Source organism: Methylobacterium sp. A54F (genome assembly GCF_053346035.1).
The window spans coordinates 201054-224188 of record NZ_JBKFBF010000001.1 but is presented as its reverse complement, the minus strand read 5'-3'; the positions used below and the strand labels follow the sequence as shown (position 1 = coordinate 224188).

Here is a 23135-nt window from a genome sequence, read left to right as displayed (position 1 = left end):
CGCCGGCTTGTCGCGTTCCCGCGGCTCGGCGACAAAACCCCCTGGTTTCCGATTCGGTGTCGTACGCGCGATCCGGAGGCCCGTCCCGCGTCCCAGCAAGGTATCGAGCGTTCCGATGGCCCGGATCTTCGGCCGGCATGTCAGCCTGTTGGCCCTGGGTCTCCTCGGGCTCGTCCTGCTCGCGCCGCTCGCCGTGTTCGCGCCGCTCCCCGTCGCCTACGCGCTCGCCGCGCTGGGCCTGGTCGCAGGGCTCGCCGCGCACCTGCGCCTGCGCGGCCTCGTTGCCCGCTGCGAGAAGCTCTCGGCCGAGGTGGGGGTGCTCTCCGAGCGCCTGATCCGGGCGGAGGCCGCCGCGAAGCCCGCCGCCGGCGACGGGCGGCTGGCGGCCGACGTCGAGGACGTCACCGTGGAGATCGGCCTCCTCAGCGGCATCGTGCGCGACCTGGCCGCCGTGGTCTCGACGCAGGACGGCGAGATCGCCCGCCTGAAGGCCGATCCCCGGCCGTCCGCTCCGGTCCTCGCTGTCCACGCCCCCGTCCGCGCGCCCGTCCACGAGGTGTCCGGCGCCGCGCCCCCGGACGTCCGGCCGCCCGCCGCGCCGGGTCCGACGCCGCCGGTCGCGGCCCTGCCCCCTCTCCCGCGGCGTCCTCTGCCGCCGCGGCCGCCGGAGCCGGAGCCCACCGCCGAGGCCGACCTCGCCGCGGATCCGGACGACGAGGCGCGCGACGCGCAGATCCTCGAAGCCTTCGACGGCGACGGCCTGGAGGTCCACCTGCAACCGGTGGTCACGCTGCCCCAGCGCAAAGTCTCCTCCTACGAGGCGCTGGCGCGCCTGCGGGCCGGGGGGCAGGTGCTGGCGCCGGAGGCGTTCCTGCCGGCGCTGGAGCGGCACGGGCGCACCACCGACCTCGACCGGCGGATGCTGCAGCGGGTCGCCACCGTCGCCCGGCACCTCGCCGGGCGCGGCAGCGCCGCCGCGGTGGCCTACGGCCTCTCGCCCCGCTCCCTGTTCGAGCCGGGCTTCCTGCGGGCCCTGCCGCGCCTCGTCGCCCTGGAGCCGGGGCTCAGCGGGCGCCTCGTGGTGGCGCTGCCGCAGGAGAGCTGGCGCAGCCTCGATGCCGAGCAGGCCGGGGCGCTCGCGGCGATGCGCGGCCGCATCGGCTTCACCCTCGACCGGGCGAGCGACCTGCGCTTCGACGCGGCCGCCCTCGCCCAGCACGGCGTGACGCAGGTCAAGGTGCCGGCCGAGCTGCTCCTGCGTCCGGGCCGCGCCGGGCAGGCGCTGGCCGACATCGCGACCGAGGACCTGGTGGCGGCCCTCGGCCGCGCCGGCATCCGCCTCGTCGCCGCCGGCATCGAGCGCGAATCCGACGTGCCGGACCTGATCGACCTCGACGTGCCCTTCGGGCAGGGCGGCGTGTTCGCCCCGCCCCGGCCGGTGCGGGCCGACGTGCTCGCCGCCCCTCCGGCGGTCGAGCCCCCGCCCCCCGAGCCGGCCGCGCCGGAGCCGCAGCGCCGGCCCTTCCGCGACTTCCTGCGCCGCGCCGGCTGAGCCCCTGCCGGTTGCCATCGCGGGCCCCGGCCCGTAACCCGGCGCCGACCAGGGTCTGTTCGCCGGTCATGGAACCGGCGGACAGACCCTGGTCCCTCTGATGTCGTCGGTCCGGACGGAGAACCGGCAACCACGTCTCCTGGACCGCCTCTAGACCCCGATCAGGATCCGCCATGGCCCTCACGTCCGCCCCTGCCGGGACGGTCCCGACCCTCGACGGGATCGCCGGCATCGCCGCGCGCTACGACCTCATCCTGTGCGACGTCTGGGGCGTGCTGCACGACGGGACGCGGGCGCACGCGGGTGCGGGCGATGCGCTGATCCGCTTCCGGGGCCTCGATCCCGACGGGCGGCCGCGCCGCGTCGTGCTCGTCTCGAACGCGCCCCGCCCCGCCCCGGGCGTGCAGCGCATCCTCGACCGGTTCGGCGTGCCGCGCGCGGCCTACGACGCGATCCTGACCTCGGGGGACCTGACGCGCGGCCTCGTGCGCGCGCACCTCGCCGAGGCGCCGGGCGCGCGCATCCACCACCTCGGGCCGGAGCGGGACGGGCCGCTGTTCGACGGTCTCGACGCCCGCCTCGTCCCGGGCGAGGTCGCCGACCTCGTCGTCAACACCGGGCCCTTCGACGACACCCGCGAGACCGCGGAGGACTACCGCGACCGCCTCGCGGATTTCCGCGCCCGCGACGTGCCGATGATCTGCGCGAACCCCGACCTCGTGGTCGAGCGCGACGGTGAGCTCATCCCCTGCGCGGGCCTGATCGCGGCGGCCTACGAGGAGATCGGCGGCCGCGTCACCTGGGCGGGCAAGCCCCACCGGCCCGTCTACGAGGCCGCCCTCGACCTCGCGGGGGAGCTCGACGGCCTCGGGCGGCCGGCGCCCGAGCGGGTGCTGGCGGTGGGGGACGCCCTGCGGACCGACATCGCGGGGGCGCGGGGCTTCGGCATCCCGAGCCTGCTCGTCGCCCGCGGCATCCACGCGGAGGAACTCGGCGTCTCGGCCGAGCACGACCGCCTCGGCGACGTCGCCGCGTGGCTCGCCCGCCAGGCCGTGCAGCCGGACGCGGTGATCGAGCGGCTCGTCTGGTAGGGCTCAGGCGAAGAGGGCGTCGATGGCGTCCTGAGGGGTCTCGGGCCCCTGGAGCTGGGGACCGTTGAGCAGGAGGCGCTCGGCGCGCCCGCGGCGCTCGGCCTCGTTCGGGTCCTGGCCGGCCTCGTCCCGCGCCTTCACGGCGCTGGCGAAGCGGGCGAGGCGCAGCTCCAGGCTGCGCAGGGCCTCCACCACCTTGCCGATGCGCTGGCCGGTGATGTCCTGGAACGCGCAGGCCTCGAAGATCTCGAAGATCCGGGCCTCGACCTGCGTGCGGTAGTTGCCGTCGTCGGGCAGGGCCAGGATGCCCTCCGCCGAGGCCATGATGGCGTTCGTCGCCCCCGCGGTCGCCTCCAGCACGCTCCCGAGCTCCTCGTGGGCCATCGGGATGCGGTCGCGGGTGATCTCGTTCGCCCGCAGGGCCGCGATCTCCTGCCGGAGATGGCTGATGTAGTCCGCGATCTCGACGAGTTCGTCGATCACCTGGGGCGGCACCCGGTCGGGCTGGCCCGGCGACGGCGAACGGCGGAGCTTGTTGACGAACAGCATGGTGCCTCCGCTCGGATGGACCGGCCCCTCCACGGGGCCGGCCTACAAGCGCCTCCCGTCCCCGTCGCGCGGCGTATCGCGACGGGGAGGGCTCGGGGGATCGAGGTCCGGCCGGGCGCTCAGGCGCCGCAGACCGCCTCGATCTTGGTCTTGAGGGTCGCGGCGTTGAACGGCTTGACGATGTAGTTGTTCACGCCGGCCTTCTTGGCCGCGATCACGTTCTCGGTCTTGGACTCGGCGGTGACCATGATGAAGGGCGTGGTGCGCAGGGCCTCGTCGGCGCGCACGTGCCGCAGCAGCTCGTAGCCGGTCATCGGCTCCATGTTCCAGTCGGAGATCACGAGGCCGTACTTGCGGCTCTTGAGGCGGGCCAGCGCCGCGGTGCCGTCGGACGCGTCGTCGACCTCCTCGAAGCCGAGCTGCTTCAGCAGGTTGCGGATGATGCGGACCATCGTCTGGTAGTCGTCGACGACGAGGATCGGCATGCTGAGGTCGATGGCCATGGGCGCTGTGCTCCGTCTTCGGGGCCCTGCTGCGCGGCCCCGTCGTGCGCAATTTCGAAGAGGCGCCGTCCCCGCGACGGCCCTCATGGGTACCGAGAATACGCGGGGCCCGATTGCGAAGCGGTTAACCGGGCGGTGCGCCCCGGCCCGGGCGCCTGGACCGCTTCGTGTCACGCCTTGACCCCCCGGGCGCTTTTCGACAGGGTCCGCCGCGCTCCGGGCGGACCGCCCCCCGGCCCGCCCCAGCCAGACCGAGAGTGCCGAAGCGACCCGATGCCGCCAGGTGACCCGAAGGGCGACGCGACCGAAGGCGGAGGGCGGCCCGCGCACCCCTTCACGATCTGCCGCGAGGGCGAGCCCGTGCCGGCCCGCCTCGCCGGCGCGATGGCGGCGATCGGCAATTTCGACGGCGTTCACCGGGGCCATCATGCCCTGATCGCGGCGACGCGGGCGGATGCCGACGCCCTCGGGCGCCCGGCGGTGGTGCTGACCTTCGAGCCGCATCCGCGCGCCTACTTCGCGCCCGACGCGCCGATGTTCCGGCTCACCGACCGCACCGCCAAGGAGATCGTGTTCGCCCGGCTCGGCCTCGACGGGCTGATCGTGCGCCGCTTCGATGCCGCCCTCGCCGGAACCGGCGCCCGCGACTTCGTGATGGGCCTGCTGCGGGACGAGCTGCGCCTGTCGGGCGTCGTCATCGGCCACGACTTCCACTTCGGCCGCGCCCGCGAGGGGACGCCCGCGCTCCTGGCGGAGCTGTGCCGCGAGGCGGGCCTCGCCTGCCGCATCGTGCCGGCGGTCTCGCTCGCCGCGGGCGAGGGGCCGGTCTCGTCGAGCGGCATCCGCGCCGCCCTCTCCGAGGGCGACGTCGCGCGGGCCAACGCGCTCCTCGGCTACCGCTGGTTCGTGAACGCCCCGGTCCGCCACGGGGACAAGCGCGGGCGCACCCTCGGCTACCCGACCGCCAACATGGCGCTCGCCGATTGCGAGCTCGCCCACGGGATCTACGCGGTGCGCGCGCGCCTCGACGACGGCACCTTCCGGGACGGGGTGGCGAGCTACGGGCGGCGCCCGACCTTCGACGACGGCGCGCCCCTCCTCGAGGTCAACCTGTTCGACTTCGCGGGCGACCTCTACGGGCGCCCTCTCGCCGTGGAGTTCGCGGGCTACATCCGCGGGGAGGAGCGCTTCGCCTCGGCCGAGGCTCTGATCGCCCGCATGGACCTCGACGCCGCGGCGGCGCGGCGGATGCTCGCCGCCGACCGCACACCCTCGATGCTGGGCTGAGAGCCTGTTTGAGGCGTTATTCCAACGCGTTACCTCATCCTGAGGTGCCGCGTCAGCGGCCTCGAAGGAGGGCTCCAGGGATCGCGCGGCTTCTGGATGGCTCCTTCGAGGCTGCTTCGCAGCACCTCAGGATGAGGGGGATGGGCTGGACAACGGCCACCGGTCCGACAACCCTTTGCTGTCATGAATCAAACAGGCTCTGAGTGGCGCTCCCGGCGGGGTCCGGGACGCCGGGCCTCAGTGGGCGGGCGCGATCGAGGCCAGGGTCATCGCGGCCTTCTGCAGGGCGGCGTCGCCGGCCGTGCCGCTCAGCGCGTAGGAGGAGCCGTCCGCCATCCAGTAGAGGGTTCCGCCATCGGCGGAGCGCGTGACGCCGCCGCCCTGCCCCAGGCCGCGGCGATGGGTGGCGAAGAGCGAGACCTCGCCGAGGTCGGCCGCCTCGATCGCCACCTCGATGCCGGCCCCCTGGTGCGCGGGGAAGACCTGCACGTCGCGCACCTGCCAGTTCTCCGGCAGGGTGGGCAGGCGGATGCCCGTGGCCGCCTCGATCTCGCCGCGGTCGTAGACCGGCGTGGTCCGCTGCGAGGCGATGCGGGCCCGCAGGAGCGCGGTGCGGCGGGCCTGCTGGGCATCCTCCACGAGGGTCGGGTCCACCGGCGAGGCGAAGGTGTCGGGCACCCCGAACGCGCCGATCTCGCCGTGGGCGAGCCAGCCGGCGCCGACCAGCACCGCGATCGCCGCCGCGCGCTTGAGCCGGGCCGCGACGCGGCTCCAGGTCAGCGCCCGGTCGAGCCGGCGGGCCGCGACGCGCAGGCGCTCCGGCCCCGGGCCCGGGTGCGGCAGCAGGGCCTCGCGGAGCGCATCGCGGTCGCGCAGCTCGGCCATCATCTGCGCGGCGGCGGCCGGGTTGCTGGCGAGGTAGGATTCGACCTCGAGGCGGCGCATGCCGTCGAGCTGCCCGTCGACGAACGCGGTGAGGTCGCTGTCAGTGATCGGGTCGATCATCGCGCCAAGTCCCAGCAAGTCCGAACCAAGTCCCAAACCGTCACGTCCGCGGGGCACCGGGCCCCGGGGTGTCAAGCTGTGCGGGTGTCAGGACCCGCCCGCGGCGCGGACATCCGCCGCTTCGTCGGGCGAAGCGTCGGGGGAATCGCCGGGCGAATCGCCGGGATCGACGAGGCGCAGGTGCCCGCCCCGCTCCGCGCCCCGCCGGCGCCCGCCCTGGGGCTTGGCGGCGCCGTCGGCCTCGTTCCGGCCGGTGGTCCGCGGACCGTTCTCCTCGTAGGCGCGCAGGGCGGCGCGCCCGCGGCCGAGGCGGGACATCAGCGTGCCGATCGGGATGCCGAGCACCGCCGCCGCGTCCGCGTAGGCCATGCCCTCGAGGGTCACGAGGTGAAGCGCGGCCCGCTGCTCCTCGGGAAGCGTCAGGAAGGCCTCGCGGATCTGGGCGAGGCGCACCTGCCCCTCCTGGGCCGGCGGAACCGCCTCGTCGCTCATCTGCACCAGCACGTCGGCGTGCCGGGTCTCCACGCGCTTGCGGCGCTGGTCGTCGATGAAGACGTTGTGCAGCACCGTCATCATCCAGGTGCGCAGGTTGGTGTTCGGCCGCAGGTTGCCCTGCGCCTCCAGCGCCCGGACGAGGGTGTCGTGCACGAGATCGTCCGCCCGCAGGGTGTCCCGGGTGAGCGAGCGGGCGTAGCGCCGCAGCGGCACCAGCAGGTCGACGATCTCGGGGCGCTTGGACTTGTCGGCGATCATACGGGGTGAACGTCCGGAGGGGCGGGTTAATCCCGCCGCCCGTATCACTGGTAGGCGGAGGGCAGGTCGAGGGTGCAGTCGCGACCGATCCCGTCGTAATTCTCGGCGAGCCAGGCCTGCGCGGCCAGCCGGCCCTTGTCGCGCAGGCGCAGGAACACGCGCCAGCGGGCGTCGAGCCGCGAGGCGGTGTTGTACTCCTCCAGCGCGTCGGTGCCGTCGATGCGGTGGACGAGCACGCGCTGGTACTGGCCCTGCCCGAGGACGCCCTCCTCGATCAGCCCGTCCAGGAAGTCGATGGCCCGCAGCTCCCGCATCAGGTTCGCGTTGAAGGTGATCTCGTTGAGCCGGTCCTGGATCTCCGCCTGGGTGCGCGGCGTCTCGCGCCGCTCGACGGGGTTGATCTGCACGAGGAGGATGTCGCGGGTCACCGCCCCCCGGTGGAGGGGGTAGAGCGGCGGGTTGCCGAGGTAGCCGCCGTCCCAGTAGGGCACGCCGTCGATCTCCACGGCCTGGAACACGGTGGGCAGGCAGGCCGAGGCCATCAGGTGGTCGACGGTGAGCCGCTCGCGCTCGAACACCGCGAGCTTGCCGGTCCAGACGTTGGTGGCGGAGACGAAGATGCCGGCGGTGTCGGCCGCCCGCAGGCGCTCGAAATCGACCTGCTCGGCCAGGGCCCGGCGCAGCGGGTTGATGTTGAGCGGATTGGAAACGTAGGGGCTCGGCGTCAGCGCCTTGAGCCAGAATTCGGCGACCGGGTTCCCCTTCCAGAAGCCGAGGACGCCGTCGAACAGGCTGCGCTGGACGGGCCGCAGGTCCCCGTCCAGGCTGACCTCGCGCCAGAACTGCTCGAGGCCCGCGCGGGCGCCCTCCGGGCCGCCCTTCAGCCAGCCGTCGATCATCACGACCGCGTTCATGGCGCCGGCGCTCGCGCCCGTCACGGCCTCGAAGCCGAGCCGCCCGTCCTCGATCAGGGCGTCGAGCACGCCCCAGGTGAAGGCGCCGTGGGCGCCGCCGCCCTGGAGCGCCAGCGCGACGTTCTTCTCCGCGCGCGGGCCGGCCAGGATGGTGAGGGGCGGGTGGGCCGAGGGCAGGCTCTCGATCCCGTCCGAGACGGGGGCCGGCACGGCGGTGGCGGGGTTCTGCGGCTCGGGGCCGTGGGAATCATCCGTCGTCATGGCTCAGAACATGGCGTGTTGCGCTGCAACATCAACCGGCGGCCACCGGAAAACCGGCGCGCGGCGGGTCTCTCCCGCGGTGCACGCGCCCCTGCCCCCGCGATCACGAACCTCGACATCGGCGCGCGAATGCGACATGACGTGGCCGGCGCGAGCCTCGTGCTCGCGCCCGCTTGACGCTGCGCGCCTGCAATCTCACCTCAACGATTGCGCGCGTAAGGTGACGTGCGTTCGAGGATTCGCGTGAACTGCCGGCCCGATGGGCGGGGTCGGCCGCAGGAGCGCCAGCCGCCGCCGACGCTCGCCGGCCAGGAGCCCGCGCACGGTCTCAGCCAAGGTCCCAGCAAGGTCTCAGATGGAAGCCATGGAAGCCGCCACCCTCGCCGCGAACCCGGTCGCCGCGACCGGTCCGGAGATCGCAGGGCCGGCCCCCCGGCACCGCACCGTCGGCGTCCAGATCGGGAGCGGCGAGGGCGCCGTCACGGTGGGCGGCGGCGCGCCGATCGTCGTGCAGTCGATGACGAACACCGACACGGCCGACATCGACGCCACCGTCGCGCAGGTCGCCGCGCTCGCGCGGGTCGGCTCGGAGCTCGTGCGCATCACCGTCGACCGCGACGAGGCGGCGGCCGCGGTGCCGAAGATCCGCGAGCGGCTCGACCGCATCGGCGTGCACGTGCCCCTCGTCGGCGACTTCCACTACATCGGCCACAAGCTCCTCTCCGACCATCCGGCCTGCGCCGAGGCGCTCGCCAAGTACCGGATCAACCCCGGCAACGTCGGCTTCAAGGAGAAGAAGGACACCCAGTTCTCGACCATCATCGAGCAGGCGATCCGCTACGGGAAGACCGTGCGCATCGGCGCGAACTGGGGTTCGCTGGACGGCGAGCTGCTGACGCACCTGATGGACGAGAACGCCCGGTCCGCGCGCCCGATCGATGCCCGCGCGGTCATGCGCGAGGCCATGGTGCAGTCCGCCCTGTCCTCGGCCCGGCGCGCCGAGGCCCTCGGCCTGCCGCAGGACCGCATCATCCTCTCCGCCAAGGTCTCGGCCGTGCAGGACCTCATCGCGGTCTACCGCGAGGTGGCGCGCCGCTCGGACTACGCGATCCACCTCGGCCTGACCGAGGCCGGCATGGGCTCGAAGGGCATCGTCGCGGCGTCGGCCGCCATCGGCGTCCTCCTGCAGGAGGGCATCGGCGACACCATCCGCTACTCGCTCACCCCCGAGCCCGGCGGCGACCGGACGCTGGAGGTGAAGGCGAGCCAGGAACTCCTGCAGACGATGGGCTTCCGCACCTTCGTGCCGCTGGTGGCCGCCTGCCCGGGCTGCGGCCGCACCACCTCGACGACCTTCCAGGAGCTCGCCCGCGACATCCAGAGCTGGATCACCCGCTCGATGCCGGAGTGGAAGAAGACCTATCCGGGCGTCGAGGGGCTGAACGTCGCCGTGATGGGCTGCATCGTGAACGGACCCGGCGAGTCGAAGCACGCCGACATCGGCATCTCGCTGCCCGGCACCGGCGAGACCCCCACCGCCCCGGTCTTCATCGACGGCAAGAAGGCGATGACGCTGCGCGGCGCGACGCTCGCCAAGGACTTCGAGACGATCGTCATCGACTACATCGAGCGCCGCTTCGGCCAGGGCGCCCGCTCCGCGGCGGAGTAGGCGGACAAGTCCCGGGCCGCCCCTGGGCGCGGCCCGGAAGCCCCGCTCACCAGCGATAGATCAGGCTGCCGATCACCGTGGCGGGCGCGCCGCGGTAGCAGAAGCCCGCCTGGCAGGTGGTGTAGTTGCGGTCGAAGACGTTGAAGGCGTTCACCTGCGCCCGGAAGCCCTTGTACTTCGGGTCGAGCGCCGCGAAGTCGTAGGCGAGCAGGGCGTCGAACTGGGTGACGGTGGGATTGCGGACGGTGTTCAGGTCGTCGGCGAAGTTGTTGGTCGTGAAGCGCACGCCGCCGCCGAGCGTCAGGCCCCGCAGGGGCGAGTAGGTCGGGAACAGGTAGGTCAGGAAGCCCGAGAAGCTGTCCCCCGGGATGCCCGAGAGCGCGTTGCCGTCCAGCACGTTGCCGAGGAAGTCCGACTGCCGGATGAAGCGGAAGTTGAGGTGGCTGTAGGCCACCGTCAGGTTCGTGCCCGGGGCGAGGTTCGCCGTGGCCTCCATCTCGAAGCCGCGGGAGCGCACTGCGCCCGTCGCCACCTGGTTGGCGACGTTGAGCGGGTCCTGGCGCAGGATCGACGACTGGACGATGTCGAAGCCCGCAATCGAGCCCTGGATGTTGGTGCCCGGGACGAGGAACTTCACGCCCGCCTCGATCTGGTCGCCCGTGGCCGGCCGGAACGGGTTGCCGTTCACGTCGGTACCGACCTGCGGGTTGAAGGTCGTGGCGTAGCTCGCGTAAGGCACGAAGCTCGGCGTGAGCAGGTAGTTGAGCCCGACGCGCCCGGTGAAGGCGGTGTCGTTCTGGCTGGTCGCCGCGCCGGCGGCGTTCGTGTTGTTCTGGAACACCCAGTCGTGGCGGCCGGTCAGGGTCAGCACGAAGCGATCGAGCTTGGCCTGCTCCTGCAGGTAGACGCCGACCTGATCCTGCGACTGGCGCGAGGTCGCGCCGAGGGCCGGCGAGGCGATGAACTGCTGCCCGTAGTTCAGGTTGACGAGGTCCAGGCTCGGCACGGGCCCGAAGCCCGAGCGGGTACCGAAGTCGTAGTGCGTGTAGTCGACGCCGGCCAGCACCGTATGGCTGATGGGGCCGGTGACGAAGTGGCCCTCGATCTGGTTGTCCACGGTCGCCTGCCGCAGCGCCTCGCGCAGGCGGCCGTTCGAGCGCGTGCCGACGGTTCGGGCATCGTCGATCGAGTCGATGGAGACGTACTTGAAATCGACGAAGGTGTCGTAGAAGCGGAAATTCTGGCGGAAGATCAGGTCGGGCGTGAACTTATGCTCGAACGCGTACCCGATCCGGTACTGCTCCTGCTTGACGTCGTTGAACCGTGCGTCGCCCGAGTAGAAGCGCGAGACGCGAAAGCCCGGGAAGTTGTAGAAGAACGCCGTGCCCGGAAGGGTCGAGTTCTGATACTCGGTCAGCAGCGTGAAGGTGGTGTCGGCCGAGGGCTTCCAGGTGAAGGCCGGCGCGATGTTGATGCGATCGTCCTTGGCGCCGGGCAGGAAGGTGTCCGACTGGCGCACGATGCCCGTGAGGCGATAGGCCATCGTGCCGCCCGAGCCTTCGACGGGGCCGCCGAAATCGAAGTTGCCCTGGTAGCGGTCGTAGTTTCCGGCCTGGAAGATCAGCTCGCCGAAGGGCGTGAAGAGCGGTCGCTTCGTGGTCGCGTCGAGGATTCCGCCGGGGGATCCGAGGCCGTAGAGGCCGGCCGCGGGCCCGCGCAGGATCGTCACCGCCTCCAGCCCGTACGGCTCGATCCGCGGCAGCGTGAGGTTCGCGCCGACCTGGCGCAGGCCGTCCCGGAAGATGCCGTTGTAGGTGACCTCGAAGCCGCGGATGTAGATCGCATCGAAGCGCGGGTCGAAGCCCGCGACGTTCGTCGCCGCGCCCGGCGTATAGGCCAGCGCCTCGTTCAGCGTCTGCACGTTGCGGTCGTTGAGCTGCTCGCGGGTGACGACGGTGACGGATTGCGGGGTCTCGATCAGCGGGGTGTTGGTCTTGGTCGCCGTCGGGCTCGCCTTGGCGGTGTAGCCCACGACGCCGCTCGGGCCGCCGCCGCCGCCGCTGGTGGCCCCGCCGTTGCCGATGGCGAGACCCGTTCCGGTGCCGGTCGCCGGGCCCGGTGCCGTCACGCCCTCGACCGCGATCTCGTTGAGGCGCACGGTCGCCTCCTGCGCGCCGGCCCCGCTTGCGAGCGCGAGGGGCGTCAGGGCCAGGCCGGCCGCGAGGCGGCGCGAGCGGGGTAGGCGTGGCATGGGTCGGACCTCAGCGTCACGGTTGCGCGAACTGAGGCATACTTGGCAGGGCAAGCTTGGCCGGGCAAGCCGAATTCCCCAATTAAACCATGGGGTTAGAACGGTTCAAAACTGCAGTATCGGTTCCTTGGCGGCTGCGTCTTCCCGGGCACAGATCGCGGCGTCCGGCGCCGTGCCGCCCTGGGCGAGGACCCGCGCGATCTCGCCCCGGGCGCGGTCGAGGTCGCCCCGGAACGTGGCGTCGCCCTGGAGCGCGGCGACGACGGACGCGCCGTTGGTGCGCCCGGCCTCGATGTCGCTCAGCCAGTGCACGCCGCAGACGACGCGGCTCTCGGTGTAGGCGCGGCCGCGGGTGAGGAGGGGGGTGGCCTTCTCGGGAACCAGCGACGCCATGATCAGCGCGTAGGCCCAGCCCTGCGTGGCGTGCCCCGAGGGGTAGCTGTAGCTGTCCGCCAGCTGCTGGGTCCGCTGGACGCAGATGGGCGCCTCGTTGCCCACGAAGGGCCGCAGGCGGCGGTAATGCACCTTGGGGCCGCGGGTGGCGCGGGCGATGTCGAGGCGGGCGCGCTCCAGGAGGTTCACGAGGGCCGGAACGCGCGTCGCATCGATGCGGGTGCCGAGCACGCACGCGAAGGTGTCGAGGATGGCCGAGGCGCCCTCCGCCACGTCGGAGGTGGCGAGCTCCCACCGCGGGCTGCCCTTGAGGCCCCGGGTGGCGTTGAAGGCCGCGCGGTCGGCGGTCTCCGCGGCCGAATGGCTCGGCGGCGGCGGCGGCAGGATCGCCTTGGTGTCGGGGGCGGTGGCGTCCCCGAGGTAGGGCTTGTGCGCCGGCTTGTCGGGCCGGACCGGATCGGCGCCGACCGACGGCGCGCTGCGCTCGTTCTCGGGAAAGGGTGCGATCGCCTTCTCGGGCTTGCCCGGCTCCGCCAGGGCGCCCGTGGCGTGCGTCGCGAGGGCGAGGGCGGCGAGGAGGGGGAGCAGGCGGGGCATCCGGGTCCTGTTCGATGCGAGAGGGATCAGCTCTTAGAGCCTGTTTGAGGCGTTATTCCAACGCGTTACCTCATCCTGAGGTGCCGCGTCGGCGGCCTCGAAGGAGGGCGCCGGGGATCGCGCGGCTTCTGGACGGCTCCTTCGAGGCTGCTTCGCAGCACCTCGGGATGAGGGGGATGGGCTGGACAACCGCCACCGGTCCGACAGCCCTCCGCTGTCATGAATCAAGCAGGCTCTTAGAGGCCACGTGCGACGGAGGCATGATGGCACGGATTGCCGCCGCGACGGCTGCGGGAAATTCCTCGTGGGGGCTGAGCGCGCCGGGGATGGTGGCCGCGGTGACCCGGCCCGAGGCGATGAGCGCGTCCATCTCGGCGCCGGAGCGCCGCGGCGCGTGCTCGGGCCGCAGGACGTGGACGGGCGGCAGACCGTCCCCGAGGAGTGCGAGGAAGCCCTCCCGCGTCTCGACGGGATCGAGCCCGCCCGTCACGAAGGCGGCCGTGCCGAAGCGCCCGTTCACCTGCCGGGTCACCGCGTGCTTCGCCCGGACGACCTCGGGCGTGACGTGGGCCGGATCGGCGTAGACGTGGGCGCGCATCATCCGGCCGATCACCGGCGGGCTGATGTTGAGCCGGTAGAGCGCCTCGCCGAGGAGCGGCAGCTCGACGGCGCGGCGGATCCGGCGGTAGAGGGGCCGGCGCTCGGGCCCCATGGCGGTCGGGAGCGGGCCCCGCCAGGTCGGTGCCACGAGGACGATGCGCCCGAAGAGGCCGGGGTGGCGGCCTGCCGCCGCGAGCAGGTAGCCGGCCGCGTGCCCCGCCGCGAGCCCGAGGGCGTAGGGCCCGGGCGCGGCGGCGAGCAACGCGTCCAGGAAGGCGTGGAGCGTCTCGGGCGCCAGGGGCAGGCGCACCCGCGGGTGCGCGCCGAAGCCCGGCCAGTCCGGCACGCGGCAGCGCTGCGTGCCGGCCAGCGCGCGGGCGAGGCCCTGCATCTCCGAGCGGGCCGAGATCGAGGAGAGCGCGGGCAGCAGCAGCGCGTCGGGGCCCGCGCCCACCACGTCGCAGGGCGTCGGCAGGGCGTGACCGGAGACCTGCAGGTGGAGGGGGGAGGGCGCGATCTCGGGCGGCACGCAGCGCCTCAGGTGCGCAGAAGCTCGTTGATGCCGGTCTTGGCGCGCGTGCCGGCATCGACCCGCTTGACGATCACGGCGCAGTACAGGCCAGGCCCGGGCGTCCCGTCCGGCAGCGGCTTGCCCGGCATCGTGCCGGAGACCACCACGGAGTAGGGCGGCACGCGGCCGTACATGACCTCGCCGGTGGTGCGATCGACGATGCGGGTCGAGGCGCCGATGTAGACGCCCATCGAGAGCACGCTGCCCTCGCCGATGATGACGCCCTCGGCCACCTCGGCGCGGGCGCCGATGAAGCAATTGTCCTCGATGATGACGGGGTTGGCCTGCAGGGGCTCCAGCACGCCCGCGATGCCGGCGCCGCCCGAGATGTGGCAGTTCTCGCCGACCTGCGCGCAGGAGCCGATGGTCACCCAGGTGTCGACCATGGTGCCGCGGCCCACGTGGGCGCCGAGGTTGATGAAGGACGGCATCAGGACCGCGCCCGGCGCGATGAAGGAGCCGCGCCGCACGAAGCAGCCCGGAACCGCCCGGAACCCGGCGCCCCGGAACTCGGCCTCGCCCCAGCCCTCGAACTTCGACGGCACCTTGTCCCACCACGGCGCGCCATTCGGGCCGCCGGTCATCGGCGCCATGTCGTTGAGGCGGAAGGAGAGCAGCACCGCCTTCTTGAGCCACTGGTTGACCGTCCAGCCGTCCCCGGACTTCTCGGCGACGCGGGCCCGGCCCGAGTCGAGCAGCTCCAGCGCCGCATCCACGGCCTCGCGGACGGGGCCGCGGGTGCTCGTGTCGATGCCGGCGCGGTCCTCCCAGGCGGCTTCGACGGTGCTGGCGAGATCGGCGTGGGACTCGACGTGGGACATGAGGCTTCCGTTCGCGGACTGACCGAGGATGAAACAGGGGCCGTGCTTACAAAAATTCCCCGCGACCTGTCATACGAAATCCGTGGATCGTCCCTGGGCGGGAATGCCCTCGAAGGCCTCGCCCACCCGCATGAGGCTGCGCGACAAGTCCGCGAGGTCGGCCGCGAGGGTCGCGTGGATCGAGGCGGTGGCGTCGGGGAACTCCTCCAGCACCCGGCGCATCAGCGTCGGGGTGATACGCATCACCTCGGCGTCCGTGACGGCCCGGGCGTCCGTCGGGCGATCGCCGCGCACGAACAGGGCGAGCTGGCCGATCAAGGCCGACCGGCCGGCCCGGACCGGCTCCGCACCCGCGACCCGCGGGGCCAGCTCGATCGTGCCGGAAAGGACCACGAAGCCGCCGTCCGAGCGCTCGCCGCGGCTGAACAGCAGGTCGCCGGGTTCGAGGCTGCGCCGCTCCGCGGCGAAGGTGAGGAGGCGCAGGGCGTCGCGCTCCATGAAGCCGAAGACGGGCGCGGCGGCGAGGATCGCAATGTCGTCGTCGAGCCCCAAACTCCGCGTCCCTCAACTCCGCGTCCCGGCGCGACCGCGATCGGCGAACCTTTAGCCGATCGGCCGCGCGGCGACCTAGAGGGAATCGCGCGGTTGCGCTCAGGGCAGCAGCTTGTAGCCCCCGGCCTCGGTGACGAGGATGGCCGCGATGGCGGGGTTCGGCTCGATCTTCTGGCGCAGGCGATAGATGTGCGTCTCGAGCGTGTGGGTCGTGACGTGGGCGTTGTAGCCCCAGACCTCGGCAAGCAGCGTGTCGCGCCCCACCACCTCGCGCCCCGCGCGGTAGAGGAAGCGCAGGATCGCGGTTTCCTTCTCGGTCAGCTTCAGCTTGGAGCCGCGCTCGCCGACGAGGAGCTTGGCGCCCGGACGGAACGTGTAGGGGCCGATCTGGAAGATCGCGTCCTCGCTCGCCTCGTGGCTGCGCAGGTGGGCGCGGATGCGCGCGAGCAGCACCGCGAACTTGAACGGCTTCGTCACGTAGTCGTTGGCGCCCGCCTCGAGGCCCTCGACGGTGTCCTCCTCGGAATCCTGCGCCGTCAGCATGATGACGGGCCCGCGGAAGCCGGTGCGGCGCATGATCCGCACGGCCTCGCGCCCGTCCATGTCGGGCAGGCCGACATCCATCACCGCGAGGTCGATCCGCTCCTCGGCCACGCGGGCGATGGCGTGGTTCGCATCGGGATCGCTCACGACCGAGAACTCGTCGTGGAGTTCGAACTGCTCGGTCAGCGTCTCCCGCAGGATCGCGTCGTCGTCGCAGATCAGGAGGCGGTAGGAATTCGACATCGTCCGGTAACTCTCAAAAACTCTCGGGCCTGCGCACCGGATCAAGCCTCAGGGCCGGGACCGCGCGGTCGATCCGCCGAACCCGCCCGCGGCGAGGGGAGCCGCCCACACGACGGGATGACGCTCGCTGCCGTCTCGATGCTCAATGGGCCTCGTCCTCGTGATGCGGGCATACGCACAGAATAATGCGAATCGTCGCGCAGGGAATTGGCTTGCGCGCAATTATTCAGCATTTTCGCGCGGAAAGCGGGCATCCTCCCCTGTCGATGCCGCTTGCCTGCGGCCCGCACAAGTCTCCATGAACGCCGGATGCCGACGATCCGCACCACCCTGTCCCGCCTGCGCGTGCGCGCCTCCGTCCTCGATCCGCGACGGGGCCAGGTTCTCGCCGGCGGCAGCATCCTGCCCTGCGCCCTCGGGCGGGGCGGCATCCGGGTCGGCAAGCGCGAGGGCGACGGTGCCTCGCCGCGCGGGCGGTTCCGGCTGCGCGGGGGTGCCTACCGGCCGGACCGGTTCGGGGCGCGCCCCGGCTGCCCGCTGCGCCTGCGGGCGACGCGCCCCAACGACGGCTGGTGCGACGACCCCGCGGATCGCCGCTACAACCGCCCGGTGCGCCTGCCCGTGCGCGCCCGGACGGAGCTGATGTGGCGCGAGGACGACCTCTACGACGTCGTCCTCGACCTGGACTACAACCGCGCGCCGATCCGGCCCGGACGCGGCTCGGCCATCTTCCTGCACGTGGCCCGACCGGGCTTTCCCCCGACGGAGGGCTGCGTCGCGCTCCGTCGCGCCGATCTCGTCCGCCTCCTCCGCCGCCTCGGACCGCGCACGCATCTCATCATCGGCTGACGGCAACCGTTTTCGTCAGCCGGCAAACCGATCGTTCGCGCGTCGCAACCGCGGCTTTGACAGCTGGGCCGTTGGTTGACTAACGAGAACGGTGATCCGCTCCGCGGCGTTCACCCGAACGGTCGCGCGTCGATCGCGTTCGCAGCGCAGGGAAACAGGTGTCGATCGTGGGAGAGCATGGCGCCGCGCCGACGAAGGAGCACCCGCCCGCTTCCCCGTGCCACTGCCTCGCGGTGCGCCAGGCCGCGCGCCGGATCACGCAGCTCTACGACCGGCACCTCGCGGATGTCGAGCTGCGCTCCACGCAGTATGCGGTGCTCGCCACCCTCGACCGGTACGGCGCGCTCGCCATCCACGAGCTCGCCCGGCTCCTCGTGATGGACCGGACGGCGACCGGGCGGACGGTGCGCCCGCTGCAGCGGGACGGCCTGATCCACGCGGGCATCGGCCGGGATGCCCGGGCCCGCTCCCTGAGCCTGACCGAGGCCGGCCGCGCGCGGCTCGCCGCCGCCCGCGGCCCCTGGCGGGCCGCGCAGGCGGCGTTCGAGGCCGAATACGGCGCCTCCGATGCCGACAGGCTTCGCCTCGCCCTCGGCCGCGTGGTCGGCCGGAGCTGACCTCAGGCCTTCCGGGGGCGCGCCCCGAAGATCGCCGTGCCGACCCGGACATGCGTCGCGCCCATCTGGACCGCGGCCGGATAGTCGGCGCTCATGCCCATCGAGAGGATCGGCAGGTTGTGGCGCTCCGCGATGCGGGCCAGCAGGGCGAAGTGCGCGGACGGCGGGTCCTCGGCGGGCGGAATGCACATGAGGCCCTGGATGGCGAGCCCGTGCGTATCCCGCGCCTCCAGGTAGAGGGTGTCGAACTGCGTGGGCGACACGCCGCCCTTCTGCGGCTCGTCCCCGGTGTTGACCTGGATGAGCAGCTTCGGCGCACGGCCCGCGCGCGCGATCTCCTTGGCCAGGGCAGCAGCGAGGGAGAGGCGGTCCAGCGTGTGGATGACGTCGAACAGCTCGACGGCGTCCCGCGCCTTGTTCGACTGGAGTGGGCCGATCAGGTGCAGCTCGATGTCGGGGTGCCGCTCGCGCAGGGCGGGCCACTTGGCGCGGGTTTCCTGGACGTAGTTCTCGCCGAACAGGCGCTGCCCGGCCTGGATGGCCGGCTGGATGCCCTCGGCCAGCACGGTCTTCGAGACGGCGATCAGGCTGACGGACGCCGGATCGCGCTCGGCATCCTCGGCGGCGCGCCGGATGCCGTCGCGGACCTCCGCGAGGGCGGCAGCCGGATCGGGGGCGGCGAGGGGGGCAGTGGGGTCGGTCATGGCGCGTCCATGCGGTCCTGTTCGGATGGGTGCCTAGCACCTCGCCCGCCCGCCGCAAGTGCCGCGCGCCGCGCGAGCCCCGGGCCCGAGCCTGCGCACCATCCGGGCCCGCTTTTGTTGACCATCGCCCGCCCGCGTGTGGTAGTCGGGCGACGCGAAGCGACCGCCCCGCCAAGGCCCGGTGGCCGTTCGGCTTTCCCCTCCCGCGAGCCGTCCGAACCCGGCCCCGGCGAAGTTCCGTCCGACGGAGTCCCATGACGAGCACCACCGACAGCGCCCGCCCGGAGCGCTACAACGCCAAGGAGTCCGAGCCGCACTGGCAGCAGGCCTGGGCCGACGCGCACCTGTTCGAGACCCGGAACGACGATCCGCGCCCGAAATACTACGTCCTCGAGATGTTCCCCTACCCGTCCGGGCGCATCCACATGGGCCACGTGCGCAACTACGCGATGGGCGACGTGGTGGCCCGCTACAAGCGGGCGAAGGGCTTCAACGTGCTCCACCCGATGGGGTGGGACGCCTTCGGCCTGCCGGCCGAGAACGCCGCGATGGAGCGCAAGGTCAATCCGCGCGACTGGACCTATGCCAACATCGCGACCATGCGCGGCCAGCTGCAGAGCATGGGCCTGTCGCTCGACTGGAGCCGGGAGGTCGCGACCTGCGATCCGGCCTACTACAAGCACCAGCAGCGCCTGTTCCTCGACTTCCTGGAGAAGGGCCTCGTCGCGCGGCGGACCGCGAAGGTGAACTGGGACCCCGTCGACCACACCGTGCTGGCCAACGAGCAGGTCATCGACGGGCGCGGCTGGCGCTCGGGCGCCCTGGTCGAGCAGCGCGAGCTGACCCAGTGGTTCCTGCGCATCACGGATTTCGCGCAGGATCTCCTCGACGAGCTCGACCGCCTGGAGCGCTGGCCCGAGAAGGTCCGGCTGATGCAGAAGAACTGGATCGGGCGCTCGGAGGGTCTCGAGGTCCGGTTCGGCCTCGACGCGCCGCCGAAGGACGCGGCCGACGAGATCACGGTCTACACCACCCGGCCGGACACCTTGTTCGGCGCGAAGTTCCTGGCCATCGCCGCCGACCACCCCCTGGCGACGGTGCTCGCGCGCACGAGCCCGGAGCTGCGTGCCTTCATCGAGGCGTGCCACCGCACCGGGACCGCCCAGGAGGCGATCGACACGGCCGAGAAGCTCGGCCACGACACCGGCCTCAGGGTGCGCCATCCCCTCGACCCGTCCTGGCTGCTGCCCGTCTACGTCGCGAACTTCGTGCTGATGGAGTACGGCACCGGCGCGGTGTTCGGCTGCCCGGCGCACGACCAGCGCGACCTCGATTTCGCGAACAAGTACGGGCTGGGCAACACGCCGGTGGTCTGCCCGGAGGGGCAGGACGCGGCAGGCTTCGTGATCACCGACACCGCCTATGACGGCGAGGGCCGGATGATCAACTCGCGCTTCCTCGACGACATGACCACCGACGAGGCGTTCCGGGCGGTGGCCCATCGCCTGGAGGAGGAGCAGCGCGGCGGCGCGCCCGTCGCCCGGCGCAAGGTGCAGTTCCGCCTGCGCGACTGGGGCGTCTCGCGCCAGCGCTACTGGGGCTGCCCGATCCCGATCATCCACTGCGAGGCCTGCGGCGCCGTGCCGGTGCCGGTCGCCGACCTGCCCGTGCAGCTGCCGGACGAGGTGTCGTTCGATGTGCCCGGCAACCCGTTGGAGCGGGACGCCGCGTGGCGCAACGTGCCCTGCCCCCGCTGCGGCGGCGCGGCGCGGCGCGAGACCGACACCATGGACACCTTCGTGGACTCGTCCTGGTACTACGCGCGCTTCACGGCGCCCTGGCTCGCCGAGGAGCCGACCGATCGGCGGGCGGTCGACCACTGGCTGGCGGTGGACCAGTACATCGGCGGCATCGAGCACGCGATCCTGCACCTCCTCTACGCGCGCTTCTTCATGCGGGCGATGCGGGAGACCGGCTGGTCCGGCCTGTCGGAGCCCTTCGCGGGCCTGTTCACGCAGGGCATGGTGGTTCACGAGACCTACAAGGACGCGGCCGGCGCCTGGGTGCCGCCCGCCGACATCCGGTTCGCGAGCGAGGGCGGGGAGCGCCGCGCGTTCCACGTGAAAACCGGGGCGCCGATCGAGATCGGCTCCACCGAGAAGATGTCGAAGTCCAAGAAGAACGTCGTGGACCCGGACGACATCATCGCCTCCTACGGCGCCGACACCGCCCGCTGGTTCATGCTCTCCGACTCGCCCCCCGAGCGGGACGTGATCTGGACCGAGGAGGGCGTCCAGGGCGCCTCGCGCTTCGTCCAGCGCATCTGGCGCCTCGTCCATGCCGCGTCCGGCGCGGCGTCCGGCGGCACGCCCGATGCGGCGGCCGATCTGGCGCTGCGCAAGGCGGCCCACCGGGCGCTGGCCTCCGTCGAGGAGGATGTGGAGCGGCTCCGGTTCAACCGCTGCGTGGCCCACATCTACACGCTGGCGAACGCCCTGGAGGAGGGGCTGCGGGTCGGGGCAGCGGGGCGGGTCGCGGACGAGGCGGCCGGGATCCTGGTGCAGCTCGTCGCGCCGATGATGCCCCACCTCGCCGAGGCCTGCTGGCAGGCGCTCGGGCGCGCCGGCCTGGTGGCGGAGGCCGCCTGGCCAATGGCGGACCGGGGCCTCCTCGTCGAGGACGAGATCACCCTGCCCGTTCAGATCAACGGGAAGAAGCGCGCCGACGTGACGGTGCCCCGGGATGCGGATGCGAAGGCCGTGGAGGCCGCCGTGCTGGCCCTGGAGCCGGTGCAGCGGGCGCTCGAGGGCCGCGCGCCCCGCAAGGTGATCGTGGTCCCGGGGCGGATCGTGAACCTCGTCGCATGAGGGCTCGCGGACGGCCGGGCCGCCACGGTCCGGCCGCAGAGGGCGGGCAATCTCACGAACCGTAAAGCTTGATCGTCCATGCTGGTGACGCGGGGGCAGGGATCGGCTTATGAGGCGGGGTGGAATGAACCAGGGCGGCGCGGCGATGGCGGGTCAGGCAAGCGGTACGGTCCGCGGGCGGGTGGGCATGCGCGCGGTGCGCCTCGGCGTCGTCGCGGCGCTCGCCCTGAACCTCTCGGCCTGCTTCCGCCCGCTCTACGGGCCCACCGCCTCCGGTGAGCCGATGGGCGCCCTGCTGGCCTCCATCCAGGTCGACGACATCGCCATGGCCCAGGGCCAGGAGCGGATCGGGCACTACCTGCGCAGCGAGCTGATCTTCGATCTCGACGGCTCCGGCCAGCCCGCGCCCAAGCGCTACCGCCTGAAGATGCAGGGCAGCGAGGCGGTGCAGACGCCGATCGTCTCGACCCAGACCGGCCGCGCCGAGGCCGGCACCATCGTGGCGAACGTCCGCTACACCCTGGAGAGCCTCGACAGCCGCAAGGTCATCGCCGAGGGCGTCGCCACCTCGACGGCGACCTACGACCGCTCGGTGCAGCGCTTCGCCTCGCTCCGCGCGGCGCGCGATGCCGAGATCCGCCTCGCGAAGGTGCTGGCGGAGCAGATCAAGACCCGCGTCGCCTCGGTGCTGGTCGCGAAGCCCTGACCGGGCGCCCGCGATGACCGCCGTCAAGCCCGGCGAGGTGGAAGCCCTGCTGCGCCGGGGCCCCGACCCGCGCATCGCCCTCATCCTCGTCTACGGGCCCGACACCGGCCTCGTCGCGGAACGCGCCAAGCGCCTCGCCGAGCGCTTCGTGAGCGACCCCAACGATCCCTTCGCGCTGGTGAAGATCGACGGCGACACCCTCGCCTCCGATCCCGGCCGCCTCAGCGACGAGGCCGGGACCGTGGGCCTGTTCGGGGCGGAGCGCACGATCTGGGTGCGGCCCGGCAGCCGCAACTACGCGCCGGCCGTCGAGGCCGTGCTGCGGGCGGAGACCGGCGGCGCCCGCATCGTGGTGGAGGCCGGAGACCTCGCCAAGTCCGCGCCGCTGCGCACGGTCTGCGAGAAGTCCCAGCGCGCGCTCGCCGTACCCTGCTATCCGGACGACGAGCGCGCGCTCGCCGACCTCGTCGACCGCACCCTGCAGGAGCATGGCCTGCGCATCGACCGGGAGGCCCGGGAGGTGCTCGTGGCGAGCCTCGGCGGGGACCGGCGGGCGAGCCTGCAGGAGATCGAGAAGCTCGCCCTCTACGCGGCGGGGGAGGGGCAGGTCGGCCTCGACCACGTCGAGGCGGTGGTCAGCGACGTGGCCGGGAGCGTCCTCAACACGCTGATCGACGCGGCCTTCGCGGGCCGCGGCGGCGCGGTCGAGCGCGACTACCGCCGCTTCCGCCATGAGGGCCTCGACCCTTCGGTGATGCTCGGCTCGGCACTGCGCCACGCCCTGACCCTGCTGGCCACCCGCCTCGACGGGGAGGGCAAGAGCCCGAGCGCCCTGGTGGCGGGCTGGCGCGGCCTGCACTTCCGTCGCAAGGCCATCGTGGAGCAGCAGCTCGCCCGCTGGTCGCCCGCCGCCCTGCGCCAGGCGGTGCAGATCCTGCAGGAGGCCGTGCTGGCCTGCCGGCGCGCCGAGCCCGGCCTCGCCCACGCGCATGCCTCGGCCGTGCTGCTGCGGATCGCCGGGGAGGCGAAGCGGCGCGGCTGACGGGGAGGGAGGGCGGCCCACGGGGGTGCCCGCGAGCCCTGCACAGGCCGAGGACACCCCTCCGGAAAGACGAGCCTCGCGAGGCTGATCCATCGGCGGTCTCAGGCCGGGCTCGTCACCCGTGCCGATTTGATCAATAAAAGATCACGATGCGCGGTGCTGGATCGCCGTTTTATATTTTTCCGAGCAATTGGC

The 23135-nt window shown here is 72.6% G+C and carries 21 protein-coding genes; 9 read left to right on the top strand and 12 right to left on the bottom strand.

Annotation, left to right across the window (positions count from 1 at the left end):
• The first annotated feature begins 115 nt into the window (after window positions 1-115).
• Window positions 116-1552, top strand: a complete 1437-nt coding sequence (locus tag ACLBXP_RS01100; RefSeq protein ID WP_447665673.1) for an EAL domain-containing protein — start codon at window positions 116-118, stop codon at window positions 1550-1552.
• Window positions 1553-1725: 173 nt separating this feature from the next.
• Complete coding sequence (locus ACLBXP_RS01095) at window positions 1726-2643, top strand: TIGR01459 family HAD-type hydrolase (RefSeq protein ID WP_447665672.1); 918 nt, start codon at window positions 1726-1728, stop codon at window positions 2641-2643.
• 3 nt (window positions 2644-2646) lie between these two features.
• On the opposite strand, the gene ACLBXP_RS01090 is transcribed toward ACLBXP_RS01095, so the two are convergent.
• Together ACLBXP_RS01090 and ACLBXP_RS01085 are read right to left on the bottom strand one after the other, a co-directional pair.
• Window positions 2647-3192: a protein phosphatase CheZ gene (locus tag ACLBXP_RS01090; RefSeq protein WP_447665671.1), complete on the bottom strand. Its 546-nt coding sequence runs from the start codon at window positions 3190-3192 to the stop codon at window positions 2647-2649.
• Window positions 3193-3311: 119 nt separating this feature from the next.
• Complete coding sequence (locus tag ACLBXP_RS01085) at window positions 3312-3695, bottom strand: response regulator (RefSeq protein WP_447665670.1); 384 nt, start codon at window positions 3693-3695, stop codon at window positions 3312-3314.
• Between the two features lie 273 nt (window positions 3696-3968).
• On the opposite strand from ACLBXP_RS01085, the gene ACLBXP_RS01080 reads away from it, so the two are divergent.
• Window positions 3969-4982, top strand: coding sequence for a bifunctional riboflavin kinase/FAD synthetase (locus tag ACLBXP_RS01080; RefSeq protein ID WP_447665669.1), 1014 nt, complete (start codon window positions 3969-3971; stop codon window positions 4980-4982).
• A 237-nt stretch (window positions 4983-5219) separates the two neighbouring features.
• Here the strand turns inward: ACLBXP_RS01080 and ACLBXP_RS01075 are convergent, their stop codons facing one another.
• The 3 genes from ACLBXP_RS01075 to ACLBXP_RS01065 all read right to left on the bottom strand — a co-directional run bounded on the left by ACLBXP_RS01075 (window position 5220) and on the right by ACLBXP_RS01065 (window position 7915).
• Window positions 5220-5987 carry an anti-sigma factor family protein gene (locus ACLBXP_RS01075; RefSeq protein ID WP_447665668.1) on the bottom strand — a complete coding sequence of 256 codons (768 nt, stop codon included), beginning with the start codon at window positions 5985-5987 and terminating at the stop codon, window positions 5220-5222.
• Window positions 5988-6074: 87 nt separating this feature from the next.
• The gene (locus tag ACLBXP_RS01070) at window positions 6075-6740 is read right to left on the bottom strand and encodes a sigma-70 family RNA polymerase sigma factor (RefSeq protein WP_447665667.1); all 666 of its coding nucleotides are present in this window, start codon (window positions 6738-6740) and stop codon (window positions 6075-6077) included.
• 44 nt (window positions 6741-6784) lie between these two features.
• Window positions 6785-7915: a patatin-like phospholipase family protein gene (locus ACLBXP_RS01065; protein ID WP_447665666.1), complete on the bottom strand. Its 1131-nt coding sequence runs from the start codon at window positions 7913-7915 to the stop codon at window positions 6785-6787.
• Between the two features lie 355 nt (window positions 7916-8270).
• Here ACLBXP_RS01065 and ispG point away from each other — a divergent pair, with 355 nt between their 5' ends.
• Window positions 8271-9584, top strand: a complete 1314-nt coding sequence (ispG, locus tag ACLBXP_RS01060; protein ID WP_447665665.1) for a flavodoxin-dependent (E)-4-hydroxy-3-methylbut-2-enyl-diphosphate synthase — start codon at window positions 8271-8273, stop codon at window positions 9582-9584.
• A 46-nt stretch (window positions 9585-9630) separates the two neighbouring features.
• Here the strand turns inward: ispG and ACLBXP_RS01055 are convergent, their stop codons facing one another.
• From ACLBXP_RS01055 to ACLBXP_RS01030, 6 genes are all read right to left on the bottom strand, one after another.
• Complete coding sequence (locus ACLBXP_RS01055; RefSeq protein WP_447665664.1) at window positions 9631-11835, bottom strand: TonB-dependent siderophore receptor; 2205 nt, start codon at window positions 11833-11835, stop codon at window positions 9631-9633.
• 105 nt (window positions 11836-11940) lie between these two features.
• Window positions 11941-12825, bottom strand: coding sequence for an acid phosphatase (locus ACLBXP_RS01050; protein WP_447665663.1), 885 nt, complete (start codon window positions 12823-12825; stop codon window positions 11941-11943).
• A gap of 217 nt (window positions 12826-13042) precedes the next feature.
• Window positions 13043-13954: an alpha/beta fold hydrolase gene (locus tag ACLBXP_RS01045; RefSeq protein WP_447665662.1), complete on the bottom strand. Its 912-nt coding sequence runs from the start codon at window positions 13952-13954 to the stop codon at window positions 13043-13045.
• A gap of 8 nt (window positions 13955-13962) precedes the next feature.
• Entirely contained in the window at window positions 13963-14817 is an 855-nt protein-coding gene (dapD, locus tag ACLBXP_RS01040; protein ID WP_447665661.1) for a 2,3,4,5-tetrahydropyridine-2,6-dicarboxylate N-succinyltransferase, read from the bottom strand.
• A 69-nt stretch (window positions 14818-14886) separates the two neighbouring features.
• Complete coding sequence (locus ACLBXP_RS01035) at window positions 14887-15369, bottom strand: cyclic nucleotide-binding domain-containing protein (RefSeq protein WP_447665660.1); 483 nt, start codon at window positions 15367-15369, stop codon at window positions 14887-14889.
• Window positions 15370-15468: 99 nt separating this feature from the next.
• Entirely contained in the window at window positions 15469-16155 is a 687-nt protein-coding gene (locus ACLBXP_RS01030; protein WP_447665659.1) for a response regulator transcription factor, read from the bottom strand.
• Window positions 16156-16464: 309 nt separating this feature from the next.
• Here ACLBXP_RS01030 and ACLBXP_RS01025 point away from each other — a divergent pair, with 309 nt between their 5' ends.
• Both ACLBXP_RS01025 and ACLBXP_RS01020 read left to right on the top strand, forming a co-directional pair.
• On the top strand, window positions 16465-17004 hold the full coding sequence (locus ACLBXP_RS01025; protein ID WP_447665658.1) for a L,D-transpeptidase family protein: 540 nt from the start codon (window positions 16465-16467) through the stop codon (window positions 17002-17004).
• A gap of 158 nt (window positions 17005-17162) precedes the next feature.
• Complete coding sequence (locus tag ACLBXP_RS01020) at window positions 17163-17621, top strand: MarR family winged helix-turn-helix transcriptional regulator (RefSeq protein WP_447665657.1); 459 nt, start codon at window positions 17163-17165, stop codon at window positions 17619-17621.
• Window positions 17622-17623: 2 nt separating this feature from the next.
• Here ACLBXP_RS01020 and ACLBXP_RS01015 read toward each other — a convergent pair whose 3' ends face one another.
• Window positions 17624-18325, bottom strand: coding sequence for a YggS family pyridoxal phosphate-dependent enzyme (locus ACLBXP_RS01015; RefSeq protein ID WP_447665656.1), 702 nt, complete (start codon window positions 18323-18325; stop codon window positions 17624-17626).
• 254 nt (window positions 18326-18579) lie between these two features.
• Between ACLBXP_RS01015 and leuS the strand changes: the two genes are divergently transcribed.
• The 3 genes from leuS to holA all read left to right on the top strand — a co-directional run bounded on the left by leuS (window position 18580) and on the right by holA (window position 22940).
• The gene (gene leuS / locus ACLBXP_RS01010) at window positions 18580-21192 is read left to right on the top strand and encodes a leucine--tRNA ligase (RefSeq protein ID WP_447665655.1); all 2613 of its coding nucleotides are present in this window, start codon (window positions 18580-18582) and stop codon (window positions 21190-21192) included.
• 187 nt (window positions 21193-21379) lie between these two features.
• Window positions 21380-21898, top strand: coding sequence for an LPS assembly lipoprotein LptE (gene lptE, locus ACLBXP_RS01005; RefSeq protein ID WP_447666199.1), 519 nt, complete (start codon window positions 21380-21382; stop codon window positions 21896-21898).
• A gap of 13 nt (window positions 21899-21911) precedes the next feature.
• Window positions 21912-22940: a DNA polymerase III subunit delta gene (holA, locus tag ACLBXP_RS01000; RefSeq protein WP_447665654.1), complete on the top strand. Its 1029-nt coding sequence runs from the start codon at window positions 21912-21914 to the stop codon at window positions 22938-22940.
• Window positions 22941-23135 lie beyond the last annotated feature (195 nt).